The sequence below is a fragment of the Fulvivirga maritima genome, assembly GCF_021389955.1.
Lineage (GTDB): Bacteria > Bacteroidota > Bacteroidia > Cytophagales > Cyclobacteriaceae > Fulvivirga > Fulvivirga maritima.
In genome coordinates this window covers 2,239,333-2,254,820 of record NZ_CP089980.1, presented here as the reverse complement: position 1 = coordinate 2,254,820, position 15,488 = coordinate 2,239,333, and the positions used below count along the sequence as shown (strand labels likewise).

General features: G+C 36.7%; 10 protein-coding genes. 2 read left to right on the top strand and 8 right to left on the bottom strand.

All coding sequences use genetic code 11. From position 1 onward, the window contains the following. Positions 1-142 precede the first annotated feature (142 nt). From infB to rimP, 3 genes are read right to left on the bottom strand one after another with little or no spacing between them, the layout of a single operon-like run. A complete protein-coding gene (gene infB, locus LVD15_RS09515) occupies positions 143-3,082 on the bottom strand; it encodes a translation initiation factor IF-2 (RefSeq protein ID WP_233780052.1) in 2,940 nt (979 codons plus the stop codon). A gap of 40 nt (positions 3,083-3,122) precedes the next feature. Beyond that, the gene (nusA, locus tag LVD15_RS09510) at positions 3,123-4,364 is read right to left on the bottom strand and encodes a transcription termination factor NusA (protein WP_233780051.1); all 1,242 of its coding nucleotides are present in this window, start codon (positions 4,362-4,364) and stop codon (positions 3,123-3,125) included. 7 nt (positions 4,365-4,371) lie between these two features. Further along, positions 4,372-4,836 (bottom strand): ribosome maturation factor RimP, encoded by a 465-nt coding sequence (rimP, locus tag LVD15_RS09505; RefSeq protein WP_233780050.1) that lies wholly within the window; start codon positions 4,834-4,836, stop codon positions 4,372-4,374. Positions 4,837-5,017: 181 nt separating this feature from the next. On the opposite strand from rimP, the gene LVD15_RS09500 reads away from it, so the two are divergent. Continuing rightward, entirely contained in the window at positions 5,018-6,031 is a 1,014-nt protein-coding gene (locus LVD15_RS09500) for a M28 family peptidase (RefSeq protein ID WP_233780049.1), read from the top strand. Here LVD15_RS09500 and LVD15_RS09495 read toward each other — a convergent pair. From LVD15_RS09495 to LVD15_RS09475, 5 genes are all read right to left on the bottom strand, one after another. Next, a complete protein-coding gene (locus tag LVD15_RS09495; RefSeq protein ID WP_233780048.1) occupies positions 6,022-9,015 on the bottom strand; it encodes an efflux RND transporter permease subunit in 2,994 nt (997 codons plus the stop codon). The two genes, LVD15_RS09500 and LVD15_RS09495, sit on opposite strands and share 10 nt — an antisense overlap. A 129-nt stretch (positions 9,016-9,144) precedes the next feature. Then, positions 9,145-9,603 carry a hypothetical protein gene (locus tag LVD15_RS09490; RefSeq protein WP_233780047.1) on the bottom strand — a complete coding sequence of 153 codons (459 nt, stop codon included), beginning with the start codon at positions 9,601-9,603 and terminating at the stop codon, positions 9,145-9,147. Further along, on the bottom strand, positions 9,587-10,804 hold the full coding sequence (locus LVD15_RS09485; protein ID WP_233780046.1) for a DUF4221 family protein: 1,218 nt from the start codon (positions 10,802-10,804) through the stop codon (positions 9,587-9,589). Before LVD15_RS09485 ends, LVD15_RS09490 begins: the two co-directional genes overlap by 17 nt. Continuing rightward, positions 10,798-10,992 (bottom strand): hypothetical protein, encoded by a 195-nt coding sequence (locus LVD15_RS09480; protein ID WP_233780045.1) that lies wholly within the window; start codon positions 10,990-10,992, stop codon positions 10,798-10,800. Before LVD15_RS09480 ends, LVD15_RS09485 begins: the two co-directional genes overlap by 7 nt. Before the next feature lie 69 nt (positions 10,993-11,061). After that, positions 11,062-12,102 carry an efflux RND transporter periplasmic adaptor subunit gene (locus LVD15_RS09475; protein WP_233780044.1) on the bottom strand — a complete coding sequence of 347 codons (1,041 nt, stop codon included), beginning with the start codon at positions 12,100-12,102 and terminating at the stop codon, positions 11,062-11,064. A gap of 282 nt (positions 12,103-12,384) precedes the next feature. On the opposite strand from LVD15_RS09475, the gene LVD15_RS09470 reads away from it, so the two are divergent. Next, positions 12,385-15,480, top strand: a complete 3,096-nt coding sequence (locus LVD15_RS09470) for an efflux RND transporter permease subunit (RefSeq protein WP_233780043.1) — start codon at positions 12,385-12,387, stop codon at positions 15,478-15,480. Positions 15,481-15,488: the final 8 nt, after the last annotated feature.

Here is a 15,488-nt window from a genome sequence, read left to right as displayed (position 1 = left end):
CATCGGACAAATAGAATACCTGATCCTTAATTTCATATTACCACTTTTTAACCTTATTGTCCAACAAAAGTTTATTTTTTTTAAAATAAAAAAGGAGCCACTTCCGGCTCCCTTAATAATAAGAATATTGACAAAAAGTTATCTATAGTGTACGTTTTGTTTCTCTTTCTTCGTAACTCTCCACTATATCACCTTCTTTTATATCATTGAAGTTCTTAATACTGATACCACATTCATATCCACTTCTCACTTCGTTAACGTCATCTTTATAACGTTTCAATTGTCCCATCTCACCAGAGTAGATCACGATACCATCACGTATTAATCGGATAGGATTAGATCTCTTAATATATCCGTCAGTAACCATACAACCAGCTACGGTACCTACTTTAGATATCTTAAATACATCTCTTACTTCCACATTACCTACGATCACTTCTTCTACTTCAGGATCAAGCATACCTTCCATGGCGTCTTTCACGTCATTTATGGCGTCATAAATCACTGAGTAAAGTCTGATTTCAATTTCTTCGTTTTCAGCAATTCTCTTAGCAGAGCTCGATGGTCTCACTTGGAAACCTACAATTACTGCATCAGAGGCAGATGCTAATAACACATCAGACTCAGATATCTGTCCTACACCTTTGTGGATAATATTTACCTGAATTTCTTCAGTACTTAATTTCAATAATGAATCAGAAAGTGCTTCTACTGAACCATCCACATCACCTTTAACAATTACGTTAAGCTCTTTGAATGAACCGATAGCCAAACGTCTACCAATTTCATCAAGTGTGATATGTTTCTTAGTTCTGATATTTTGCTCTCTCTGAATTTGCTCTCTTTTATTAGCTATCTCTCTGGCTTCACGGTCACTGTCCATAACATTGAACTTATCACCTGCCTGAGGAGCTCCATCAAGACCAAGCATTAGCACCGGAGTGGAAGGCCCTGCCTTATCCATTTTGGTACCTTTATGGTCGAACATGGCTTTTACTCTACCGTGGTAGGCTCCTGCCAATATCACATCTCCCACTTGCATAGTTCCGTTTTGAACTAGTAGTGTAGCTACATAACCACGGCCTTTATCTAGAGAGGCTTCTATTACAGCACCTACAGCTTTTCTATCAGGATTAGCTTTTAGCTCAAGTAATTCAGCTTCAAGTAATACTTTTTCTAATAGGTCTTCAACGCCTTGTCCTGTTTTAGCAGAAATTTCCTGACTTTGGTATTTACCACCCCAGTCTTCTACTAAGATATTATTTTGAGAAAGTGACTCTCTTACCTTATCAGGATTAGCGCCAGGCTTATCTATTTTGTTAATAGCGATTACGATAGGCACACCAGCTACCTGAGCGTGATTAATAGCCTCTTTCGTCTGTGGCATCACGTCATCATCAGCGGCCACCACTATAATTACAATATCAGTTACCTGAGCACCACGAGCACGCATGGCGGTAAACGCTTCGTGACCAGGAGTATCTAAGAAGGCGATTTTCTGACCGCTTTCTGTAGTTACATCATAAGCCCCGATGTGCTGGGTGATACCTCCGGCCTCACCGGCAGTAACTTTAGAGTTTCTTATATAATCCAGTAATGAAGTTTTACCATGATCTACATGTCCCATTATAGTTACAATAGGCGCTCTGTCTTTAAGATCATCATCAGCATCTTCCTCTACTTCTATCTCAAGATCATCATCCGAACTAGTAAACTCAACATTATAACCAAACTCATCAGCTATTACTGTAATAGATTCAGCATCTAACCTTTGGTTTATAGAAACGAACATTCCCAGTCCCATACAGGTAGAAATCACATCGTTAACAGAAACATCCATTAATGACGCCAGGTCATTAGCAGAGATATACTCTGTTACTTTTAAGATTTTTGATTCCTGTTCTTCCTGAAGCATTTGCTCTTCTTTAGCTTCAGCTAAGGCAGAACGCTTCTCTCTCCTATATTTAGAACCTGAACTTTTCTTTTTATTACCGCTAAGTTTAGCCAGTGTAGCTTTAATCTTATCTTGGATTTCCTTATCTGAAGGCTCCTCCTTTTCTACACGTGGTCGTTTAGACCTGCCGCGGTTATTATTGTTATTGTTATTGTTATTATTGTTATGATGATTATCTCTAGGGATTCTCTTTCTTGGCCTCTTTTTCTTCTTCTGCTCTTTTCTGTCATCAGAAGATGCCACAGGTTTATCCTTTTTCTTATCCTTCTCTACCGGAAGTTCAATTTTGCCAACAACCTTTAAGCCTTTTAACTTATCTGCTTTAGCCTCAATTACTTCTTGACGCTTAGGTTGTTCACTGCTTTTGTTTTTAGAGTCTTCTTTTTTAGCTTCCACCTTTTCTTCTTGAGGTTTGGGAGTGGCCTCCTTCTTCTGAACCTGTTTAGGTTTTTCTTCTATTTTATCTTTAGGAGCTTTTTCGCTCTTATTTTCAACAGGTTTGGGTTGTTCTTTAGGCGTTTCCTTAGGGGCTTCTTTTTTAGCTTCCACTTTAGGTTTTTCTTCCTTAGGGGCTTCCTCTTTTTTAGGAGGCTCCTCTTTTTTCACCTCAGGCTCAGGCTTCTTCTCTTCTTTTTTGGGTTCTTCCTTAGGTTTAGGCTCTTCTTTCTTAGCTTCTGCCTTAGGCTCCTCTTTTTTGTCCTTTTTCTGAAGGTCTATTTTGCCAACTACATTAAGCCCTTTTAATTTAGGTTTATCATTGTCAACCTTTTCAGGTTTACTTGGTTCCTTTTCTTTGGGCTTATCTTCAACTTCATCTTTCCCTTTAGAAAGATTTTTTATTAAGACTTTTTCTTCATCGTCCGACTTTTTAGGCTCTTCACCATCAGAATCTATCACTACGTGTTCGTTGTGTTTAGTCCCTATGGTAAGCCCAGAAGCCTCCTCTTTTTCAGAAGCAGATGCAGCAAATTCCTTAGATAGCATCGCAAATTGCTCTCCCGTAACTTTAGAGTTTGGACTACTATCTACATCAAAGCCTTTATCAGCCAGAAAGTCAACGATGGTAGTTCTACCAACATTTAATTTCCTGGCTACCTGACTTAGCCGCATGGTTTTTTCTTCTGACATATTCAAATATCCCTTTTTTTTGTGATTATTAAAAATTTGCTTACTCGAACTCTTGTTTAAGAACCTGCATCACATTGTTAATTGTCTCTTCTTCGAGATCGGTTCTTCTTTCAAGTTCTTCTCTGGAGAGTGCCAATACGCTCTTTGCTGTGTCAAGGCCAACTCGTTTAAGCTCGTCTAAAACCCAGTCTTCAATTTCATCTACGAATTCATCGATATCCACATCTTCTTCTTCAAAATCTCCCAGCTCTCTGAATACGTCGATCTCTAAACCTACTAACTTACTCGCCAACTTAATGTTTTGCCCGCCTTTACCAATAGCCAAAGATACTTGATCAGGTTTAAGGTATACTGATACCCGACCATCTTCTTCGCTAATTTTTATACTTGATATTTTAGCAGGGCTCAAAGCTCTTGCAATATACAACTCCATGTTATCAGTATAATTGATAACATCTATATTTTCGTTTTGCAGCTCTCTTACAATACTATGGATACGAGATCCTTTCATACCTACACATGCACCTACAGGATCTATTCTGTCATCATAAGACTCTACTGCCACCTTTGCTCTCTCTCCTGGCTCTCTAACCACCCTTTTAATAGTGATAAGGCCATCATATACTTCGGGAACTTCACTTTCGAACAGTCTTTCAAGGAATACAGGGCTGGTACGAGAAAGGATAATCTTTGGATTACCGTTAATCATCTCTACCCTATCCACTATGGCTCTCACCGGATCTCCTTTGCGGAATCTGTCTTTGGGTATTTGTTCATTTTTAGGTACTGAAATCTCATTACCTTCACTATCAGTAAGTAATACTTCGCGGCTAAGTATTTGATATACTTCTCCTGAAATAATTTCACCTACTAAATCTTTATATTTCTGGAAAAGAATATCTTTTTCCAGATCTTTTACTTTTTGGATTAAGGTCTGACGGGCCGTCATTACAGCTCTTCTACCAAAATCTTCAAGTGTTATTTCTTCTGCTACTTCTTCACCTATTTCAAAATCAGGCTCTATTTTTCTGGCCTTGCTCAGGCTGATTTTGTCGTGATCCCAGATGTCTTCACTGTTATCATCTACAATTTCGCGAAACCTCCAGATTTCTAAATCGCCTTTATCGGCATTGATAATGATGTCAAAGTTTTCATCAGTCTCAAATTTCTTACGGATCATAGTCCTGAATACGTCTTCAAGAATACGAATCATCGTAGGTCTATCTATATTTTTTTGTTTTGCAAAATCTGCAAATGACTCGATTAATACACCGGTATCCATTTTTCTATTATTTAAATGAAATCTGAACTATTGTTTTTTTAATATCTGACCACGGTATTTCTACCTCCTCCAAATCTTTCTTTTTCCCTTTTTTGACTTCTTTGTCGAGAACCACTTTGTCCTCATCAGCAGCCTTAAGCACTCCTAGCAATTCTGTATCCTGCAGGTACACTTTTACTTGTCTGCCTATGTTTTTCTTGTATTGCCTAATAGATTTTAAAGGGTAATCTGTTCCTGGAGAAGATACTTCCAGTCTGTAAGCATCATCAATAACATTATTTTCCTCAATTTCATTCCCGACCAGCCTGCTTAGGTCTGCACAAGTATCTATATTTACTCCTTCGTCTCCATCTATTAGCACCAAAACTTTCTTTGGTCCTTTGTTCGACTTTACCACTACATCCACCATGAATATTGATTCATCGGGTAAATGCTTCTCTGCTATTTCGTATACACGTTTTTCCAAATCCATATTGAACACAGAATATAAAAAGAGGGGACTAGCGTCCCCTCTAAACTAAATGTCGATTTTCAACGGCAAATTTAACGCAATTTTGTTTGCTTTACAAACAATATAATGAACAAACTATTCTTTACAGTTTTTAAATGATAATCAGTTATAATTGTAACTGTTAAATAAAAAGAAAAGATCAATGTCAGGCACAAGGAGATCCACAGTTATTCATATAAAATATTTTGTATATCTTTTGTTTATAGGGCTGGTAATCACCTCATGCGGAGGAGACAGCAAGAAGAGCAACAAAGAAACAGAAGCAAAAAAGGTAGTAAGCGTTCCTGATTTTAATGCTGACTCTGCCTATCACTTTGTGGCCAAGCAAGTAGAATTTGGGCCTCGCGTACCTGGCACTGAAGCTCATGAAGCTACAAAACAATACCTGATCAGCACTTTTAAAGCCTATGGAGCAGAGGTAAAACCGCAAGAGTTTACTGCCACCACCTTTGATAATCAGCAAGTACAGCTTACTAATATTATGGCCTCTTTTAACCCTAAGGCCACCAAACGTATACTTTTAGCCTCTCACTGGGATGCCCGCCCTTTTGCAGATAAAGACTCTGTACGTAAATATGAGCCTATAGATGCTGCTAATGACGGTGCCAGCGGTGTAGGCGTTTTATTAGAGGTAGCACGTGTACTGCATAACAACGCTCAGCCTGAAGTAGGTATTGATCTTATGCTTTTTGATGGTGAAGACTGGGGCGAAACGCAAGGAGCTGATGTGCCTACTCCACAAGGCCTGGACACTTGGTGGTGCTTAGGTTCTCAATATTGGGCCAAGAATAAAGGTAATTACTCTGCATATTATGGAATTCTACTCGATATGGTGGGTGGTAAGAACGCTAAATTCTATGTAGAAGGGATGTCTAAATATTATGCTTCTTCTATAGTAGATAAAGTTTGGAACAAAGGCATTGAACTCGGCTTCTCTAATTATTTCATAAAACAGCCAGGTGGACAAACTACTGATGATCATGTATTTGTAAATGAATACGCCAAAATACCCATGATTGATATTATCGCTTTTAATCCTAAAGACGGTGGTTTTGGAGATTTCCACCACACACATCAGGATAATATGTCACTAATAAGCAAAGAGACCTTAGACGCTGTAGGAGAAACCTTACTCCATGTGGTTTATTATGAATGAGGTGTGGGTTTGGTTATAAACGAATAAGCCATAGGCACAAAATAAACTGCAGCCGCAGTGCCTAAGGTTAATCCTCCTGTAACAGCATATACCAAAGGCTTTTGAAGATCGGCTCCTATACCTGAAGTAAATAAAATAGGTATTACTGCCAATATAGTGGTAAGAGAGGTCATAAGGATTGGTTTTAGCCTCCTTACCCCTGCCGTATGGACGGCTTCTTTTACAGGGAGCCCTTCCTTTACTAATCTATTAATAGTATCTACTTTCAAAATGGTATCATTAACTATAATACCCAGCATAATTATGATACCTATACCAGACATAATATTTAGCGAGCTGCCAGCTATCCACAACATTAATAAACTGCCCGCAAGCCCGATGGGCAGTATTAATATAATGAGAATAGGTTGCTTGAATGACTCAAATTGCGCCACAAGAATGAGGTAAAGAAGCAATACAGAAACACTAAAAATAAGCACCAACTCCTTTAGGTTTTTAATATTCTCAAAGTATTCGCCATCATAATCTACTAACCACCCATTTTGAACTGCATATTTATTTAAAACCGGCTCCACCGTGGGCAATATTTCTTGTGAACTGCTGCCAAAGTTTACGCCCTGATATATACCACTCAAATCAGCTGTGATGGTACGATAATCCCAAGTATATTCAAAGTCTACAAACTCATTTACCGGATAGGCTGTTCCTTTCTCATTACGAATTTTCACTGATTGCAACACTGAATTAATATCAGCATCAGTGTTATTTAAGTAAATAGGCACTTCGCTGTTAAAGCTTTTAATTTCAGTAATCAGATAATTATTCAAAATCAAATTCAGCTGCTTTAATAGTGATTCATAACTAATCTGATAGGTGGCCGCTTTCTCTTTATTAATCATAACTTTAACCGCATTAGCACGGCTAAAACCATCTCCTAAACTATAAGCGAGGGGCAATTGTACTGAATCCAGGCTGGCAGCATTTATTAACTCACCCTTATTAACTTCCCTAAGTTTAGCCTGTAGGTAAGGCCTTTCGCTTCTGAAGATCTTGTCAAAGGCATTTGGAGCTGCTTCTATTTTTACTATTGCTTTAGGAAAATACTGGTTGAAATAATGCTTTATTAAATCAGCAGATTGAATATTCTTTAAACTCAGGAATGCAGAAACACTTTGCAACTCAGCACTTTCATTATCCAACAAAAACTGGGAAAGTCCCAAATCCACTTCCGATTGGCTAATTTCGTTTTGTAATTCCAGCACCATTTCCTCTACCCTAAGTTTAGACTCCCGCGCCTCTATCGGTTCATTCCAATCGAGCTGAAGTAACACTTCCTTATCTTCATGATATGGCATCCCTTCTTTTGGCAAGAATATCACAGAACATGCGCCCACTACAAGCAGAGTTAACATACTAGCAACTCCAATCAATTTATGATTTTCGAGCCATTGGTAACTATTACTATAAGCCGATTTAATTTTTTCGAAGAATTGGCTATCATCTTTAACCGTCTCTTTAGAAGAAGAAAAAAGCCGATAAAGTAAAGGAAGCAACACAAACGCCACCAGCAATGAAACCGATAATATGGCTGTTACAGAAAGCGCTTCATCTTTAAAAAGCGCACCACTCACACCGCCCAGAAACACTAACGGAACAAAAACCGCTAAGGTAGTAAGTACAGAACTAATCAAGGGAGCCACTACCTCATTTACACCTATTATACAAGCTTGCAAAACCGAAAGGCCATTTTTCCGATGCTGAGTAATGTTATCCATCACAATGATACCATTGTCTATTAACATGCCTAAGCCCAAGGCCAGGCCACTTAAAGAAATGATATTAATGGATAGGTTGAAAAGGTAGAATAACAGAAATGCTAAAAGCACCGAGGCCGGTAAACTCACCCCCATAATGAGTGGTACTTTTATATTACCCATAAAGGCAAACAAAATCACAAAGGCAAGCCCTCCACCTATCACCAAGCTAGAAGTAAGTTTATCAATACTATAATTAAGCAAATCAGACTGATCTCTGGTGACTTCAAACTGAGCATCAGTATATTCAGTCTTAAAAATCTCAACTAATTTTTCAATTTCTGGCACCAGAGTAGTCATCCGGGCCCCAGCTTGCTTATGTACCTCTATAACTATGGCTTCCTTATTATTATACAGGTGATACCCCACAGGCTCGTTAACGGCAGAACTTACCTGGGCTATAGAAGAAAGTTTTATAACCTGCCCTTCAGGTAATATCACTGGAAGGTTCTTAATAGTATTTAAATCACTCAGCACGTTTCTTACTTGCACATAATACCTATATAATCCGTCCTTTACACTTATGCCTCCTAAAGATTGATTGTTATTTTCAATGGAGCTTACTACCTCAGCAATAGAGATTCCCAATGCCTCAGCCCTGGTTTGATTAACGGTAACATTGATTACTGGCTTTTTCAAACCATTCATATCTACTACAGAGACTCCCTTCTGCTGCTCTATCCGTCTTTTTAATACATTATCAGCTAACTCAGAGAGTTGTACAAAATCAGTATTCTCCTTAGGTATAACCTGTATGCGAACTATAGGAATGTCACTTACATTTTGTCTGATAATGCGGGGGCGTTCCATATCATGGGGCAATTGCTCCATTAAGCGATCCATTTTTTCATTGGCTGCGATATAAGTAAGGTCCATGGGCACATCAAAATCAAAAGACATGTTGATGGCTCCGGATTCAAACCCCGCCTTACTTTCAAGATCATTCAGGCCAGTTAAAGTGGCAAAACTTTCTCTTATAGGCCTCAGAATATTCTGCTCTACCTCTAAGGGAGAGGCATTAGGATAATTAACCTGCACTTTTAAGCTGGGCACATCAGTATCTGGCAAAAGTGAAACAGGCAGAAATAGCATGGAAATCACACTAAATACGACCAGCGTCAAAAAAGCGATAAAAACGGCTATAGGACGTGAGAGAAGGAATTTGGTCATATAAGAGTAATAATCATGAATATATTTTATAATTCCATTCTCATTGTAAAATTTGCTACCCTCTCACCTTTATCACTTCAAGAATTAAAGCAATTAAAAATAAAAACCATTACTACTAAAATGTATTAATCACAAATTAATTTTCCGCTGCAAACTAGCAAGTTGTTTATCGATCTCACCGACATTTATAGATGTAACAATGGGATCACCTTGCTCATTGGAAATAATTAGTGGTGAAATATATGTCAAAGATTTTTTAACGGCAAGCATAGAACTATCGATTGTAACACTTTTACTTCTCCAAACATTAGAGCCCAAACGAATCTTAACATCCCTCAAATCAGAAGATACAATTATAAAATGGATCTTATTATTTGTGTGATTTTTCTTAACAAAAGATACACACTTATCGATGCAAGACGAACACCCCTGCAGTGGTACAATCAAACATGCGTCTAGATCCTCGTAAGCAATATTTAGCTCAGAAAAATATTCATTTAGACCCTCAGAATTATCATAATGCTTATTACAGCCAAAGATCATGGACATCATAATAATAGAAAAAAAATAGTTAATCATTTTTATCATTACTCACTGGTCTAAATAAAACTAGGGAAAGATAATCCTCATCTACAGAAGTATTGGAAGAATTATTAAGGCTTAACCATAAGCCTTGCTCATTAACAAAAAATATATTAGGATTAAATTTTTTAGAACTTAATTTTATCTCATCTATGGGCGAGAAATTATTGTCAAGTATCATTAAGCTATATTCAATATCACTATATCCCTTCTTTGATCCATCAACATTAAATGCATCCATTGGTGTTTTTATTAATCTATATATTATATTCCTTTTTGAATCATATCTAGCAACCATATAACTTCCATTTTCCAAAAAATAATTAGATTGAGCAGCCATGTCTTGATCCTCAACAATATCTTTCCCAATTGGAGGAATTTCATCATTTAAAAACTTACTTGAAACTTTGATAATTTTCTCTAGTTTTTTATCCCCAGAATTATAAACAAGAAATAAATCGCTTCCATAAAAACTTACCACCTCCTTATCTTTCATAGAGAATCTACTATTTTCTTCCATCATAAAATAGATATCATTAGAATAAGGGAAAACGCCATACTGTTCTAATATTTTATTTTTTGATAAAGAATACTCAATAATAAACGGATGGTTATAGTATTCCAATTTCCAAGGTTCTACATATACTGCTATTGATAATATCAGAGACTTCCTTTCATTATTGTATTCTATTTCAAAATTATTACTGAAGTATAAATCATATTCAGACAAACCAGATGGCAAGGGCTCCTGTATGAACCAATTTGATAATACCTCTCCTTGACTATTTAATAATAAAATTCTTCTCTTTGGAGATTCTGTCACCAAAAATATTGAATCTAAGCTAACAACACACAATCCTATAACTTCCTCTATGGCTTCCGGACCTTCTTTATTTAACTCAATATAAAATTCTTTAACCTTTGAATTAATATTGTAACCCTGTATCGCATGGACAGCAGGATTATAATCAAAATATAATTCTGTCTTTGGAGAGCAATAAAAATAATTCACATTGTTAACCGTTCTCGTTAATGAATCAACTGGAATTAGCACGGTATCCATTATTTCAAGTGAATAGTTCAAATCAGCCTCAACTGGCTCAATAATTTTAATATGATTTATTGAATCTTTTGGATTTTGGCAGCCACAAAAAAATAGTATGTAAATGCCTGCTAATCTAGCAGGCATCATAATAACCCTTAACATAATTCGTCGATGGCAACTGCCAGTTGAACACTTTTTTTACAACATCCACCTTTTCCTTTACATTTGCCATTACATTTACAATAACGTAAATCTCCTGCAGCTTCCGCAGATACATTGATTGGACTAATGTTTTGAATAGCAAACAAGATAGAGGCCATCAAACTAACTCTCAATACAGTTTTTTTCATAATAAATATATTTTATTTAATTTATATTTTTAAAAATATGATTAATATTATTAATATACAATTTTAATGTCAGAAAATTATTGCTGCTCCGTGTGCTAACTGCAAGTTATTTTTAAGTATTACTTTCTGACCTACTTCTAATCCCTCAAGCACCTCCACACTTTCTCCGTTATCCAGACCAGTTTTTACATATTGCCATTTTGCTTTTCCAGCTTCAGCCACAAAAACCACTTGACGCCCTCCTCTCACCACAATAGCTTCTTTGGGAACCACCACGGCTTCATTAGTAGGAATGTCGATAGAAGCCTGCACATTCATGCCTGGTAAAAGAGATTGATAGTTGTTAACCTTTAGCACCACCTCTATCATGCCAGCTTCATCAATAATTGGGTTAATCCTTTCAACAATGCAAGAAATATCTTTGTCAATAGCTGCAGAAGAAAGTGTAGCAGATTGGCCTAATTTTAACTTACTAAAATCACTTTCCATAATATGTACTACAGCCCGTATTGATTCTGGTGCATATATTTCGCATACGGTTTCATCTGCAGATATATAATTTTGAGGTTTGATAGTTACGTTAGCCACCACTCCTGAAATAGGTGCTTTCAAGGTGGCTTGCTGAAAATTATAAATGGCCAGATCGTACTCTATTTTAGCATTGGCATATCCGGTAGCAAAGGCAATACTCTCTCTGATAGTATCTCCCCTAACACCCGCTAAATCCTTTTCAGAATATGAAAGTAGTTGACTTCTATAATCATATTCCATTTGTTTCCAGTTAGCCTCTGCCTTTTTTAGACTAAGCTGAAGCTCCTGGTTATAAAGCTCTGCCAATATTGCCCCTTGCCTAACTTTCTGCCCATTACGTACTTTTAAGTCTTTGACAAGGCCAGAAGTGCCAAACCTGGCCTCAGCAAATTGATCTGCTTCAATTTTTCCTGTGGCTATTACGGTATAGTTAAAAGTTTTTAGTTCTGCAGGAATTACTGCCACCTCGGTAGGCTTCAGTTCGTTTCTAAATTCTTCCGGGTCCGTCTCTCTATCTTTGGCAGGAGAAGAGCAAGCACAAGCGAAAAGGCATAATCCATAAAAAAAAATAGGTCTCATATAAGGTATAGGTCTAGATCAATGTATGCATATAAGTAGAAACATATTAATAAAATTTAAATATAACAAAAGAGAGTTTAAATGAAGTTTTTAAAGCTAACCTTCCTCAAGAATTTTACATAACTTTGTTTCTATTAACCTTAAAAACGCCAATGAATAAAATGTCACTTTTCTTATATTTTAAATAATATTAGCTTATTATTATGATTGAATAACTGAAAAGACATAGCAATCATTTTTCATTTCTAAACCTAATCTTTGCATTTTTTGCATTTACCTTAAATGAATCATGCCTTTAAGATCATAGTCTGTTTTATAGCACTGAGCCTTTTGGGGTGGGCCGTTATCCCTCTTCTAAGGATAGATCTTAATCCTGTAGGCAATCGGCATGAGCTTACCATTTCTTATAATCTACCTAATTCCTCGCCAGAAATAGTTGAACGCGAAGCTACATCTCCACTTGAAAACACCTTTTCTCAATTAACTGAAGTAGATGAAATATATTCTGTATCTAACTATAACAGTGGCTATGTAACCATTAGCTTTAGCAAAGAAGCTGACATCAACTACAAGCAATTTGAAGTAAACACACTGCTTAGACAAGTTTACCCTAAACTCAACACCAAGCTTTCTTATCCTATAGTTTCATCTGGTTCTGAAGAAGAAAATACCTCGCCCCTTCTTGTTTATAAATTAAAAGCTTCCCTAACGGGTTATCAGATTAAAAAAATCGCTGACGAACATCTGCTTATTGCTCTTTCTCAGCTTCATGGTATAGATGAAATAACAACTTATGGAGCGCAAGATCTTCAGTTGACTATAATAATTGATAATACTAAAACCCAGCAATTTGGAATTTCATATCAAGATGTGGCTGACGCTATTAACAGCAACTTTTCCATCAATTATCCTGGTTTGCTTACTATGAATGGTGAGAATTTAATAATAAAAACGGGCAGCACCGCCACTGATATTGAAAATATAAAAAACACCATCCTAAAAGCCACGAAAGAACGAGCTATACGACTTAAAGACATAAGCAATGTCTTATTAGAAGAAAGCGAACCTCAAGCCTACTATAGAATAAATGGTTTAAACTCCATCACGCTCAGAATTACCGCAAAAAAAGGAATAAATAAAATTGTACTGGCTGACCAAATCTACGAACAGATCCGCCTCATAAAAGAACAATTACCCGTGGAGCTATCCATTAGCAAGGATTATGACGATACTGAGTTTATAAGAGATGAACTACATAAAATTTATCTCAGAGCAGGTTTTTCTATTCTTATTCTGTCATTATTCATTTTCTTAGTTAATAGAAAGCTCAAGTATTTATTAGTGCTATTTTCTGGCATTATAATCAACCTTAGTCTGACCTTACTAGTGGCATGGTTGCTAAAAATTGATGTCCACATTTATACTATTGCCGGCCTCACCATCGCCTTTGGTTTATTGGTAGACAATTCTATTGTGATGGTAGATCATCTATATAAAAAAGATAATGTAAGTATATTTCCCTCCTTGCTCGGAGCTTCTCTCACTACCATAGCGGCCTTAATGTTAGTTTTTTTCTTACCGGAAGAGGAAAAAAATAATTTGCTGGAGTTTAGTCAGATCATAGTGGTTTGCTTAGCTATATCATTGTTAATAGCCATTACCTACACACCCGCCATCTTTTCAATTTTGAATATAAAAAAGAAAAGTACTGAACAATCCTCTTACCATAAGAGAAAGCGAAGCGTAAGTATCAGAAAACACTATTATAACTTCATTACATTTCTTGCTAAGAGAAAAGTAATGTTTCTCACTGTGATTGTTTTATTATTTGGCACTCCAATATTTTTGTTGCCCGCACAGTGGAATGATCATGAATTTTATAATAAAACCATTGGTAGCTCCACTTATCAGGATCATATAAGACCTTATGTAGACAAAGCTTTAGGTGGAAGCTTAAGACTTTTCATTAGGAATGTGTTTGAAAAATCTACCTATAGAACACCCGAGAAAACACAGCTTTTTATTCACGCAGCTCTGCCATATGGTAGCACCCTATCACAAATGAATGAGGTGATGCAAAATGTAGAGGCATATCTTCTGCCTGTTAAGGGTATTGATAGATTTATAACCTCTGTAAATAGTGGACAGAACAGCTCTATCATCATTGAATTCACTCCCGAGCAAGAGCATGGCGCACTTCCATATCAACTTAAAAGCCGGTTGATAGCGAAATCATTAGATTGGGGTGGTGTTGAATGGAATATTTATGGTATTGGTAAAGGTTTTAGTAATAGTAATTCAAATGCTATGCCCTCCTTTCAAGTAATGTTAAAAGGATATAATTATGATGAATTAGCCGTACAGGCACAATCATTGGCCAATAAACTTCTGGTACATAAACGTATTCAGGAAGTAAATATAAACGAAAGACTTATGTGGACTGAGAAAAATGCTAAAGAGTATGTTTTCTCTATGACACCAGAATTGCTAGCCAAACAAAAGGTGAGTACTTATGAGATTGCGACCAGCCTGCGAGAACACACCAAACCAACCACACCCTCTACTTACCTCAACCTACAGCATTCTCTCACTCCAGTTTATTTAGTAAGTGACAAAGCCGACAACTTCAACGCCTATCAACTACAACATGGTCAATTCCAAATAGACTCATCCAAAACAATTGACTTGAGTAAAATAGCCAATTTAGAACTACAAGAAACAACCAATGCTATCCATAAAGAAAACCGGCAATATTTAAGGATAGTCAGTTTTGACTATTTCGGAAGTTATAAATTTGGCAATGACTACCTTGATAAAACCCTGGAAGCTCAAAGGCAAGAATTGCCACTGGGCTTTGAAGCTAAAAAAATAAGTTGGGATTGGACCTGGGATAAAACCAAAAGGCAATACGGCCTCATTTTAGTTTTAATGGCTGCCATTTTTATGATTTGCGCCATACTTTTCGAAAGCCTAAAATTACCCTTATACATTATAATATGCATTCCTATCTCATTTATAGGCTTGTTCTTAATATTCTCAATTTTTGATTTCTATTTCGATCAAGGGGGATACGCTGCTTTCATTCTTTTGGGAGGTTTGGTAGTAAATGCTGCCATTTTCATAGTTAATGACTTTAAAAGCTACAAGCATGGCATTCATAACAAAAACATTATAAAAGCTGCGCTAGGCAAGGCACAACCCATCCTCCTCACTGTGCTCTCCACTTGCTTCGGGCTAATTCCTTTTTTAATTAATGGACAAGAAGAAGTCTTTTGGTTTTCACTGGCTATTGGCACCATCGGAGGGCTGATTTTTTCTTTAGTAGCTGTGTTTATTTGTTTGCCTGTATTCTTAACCAAGAAGCAACAAATACCATGAGGGTCTTC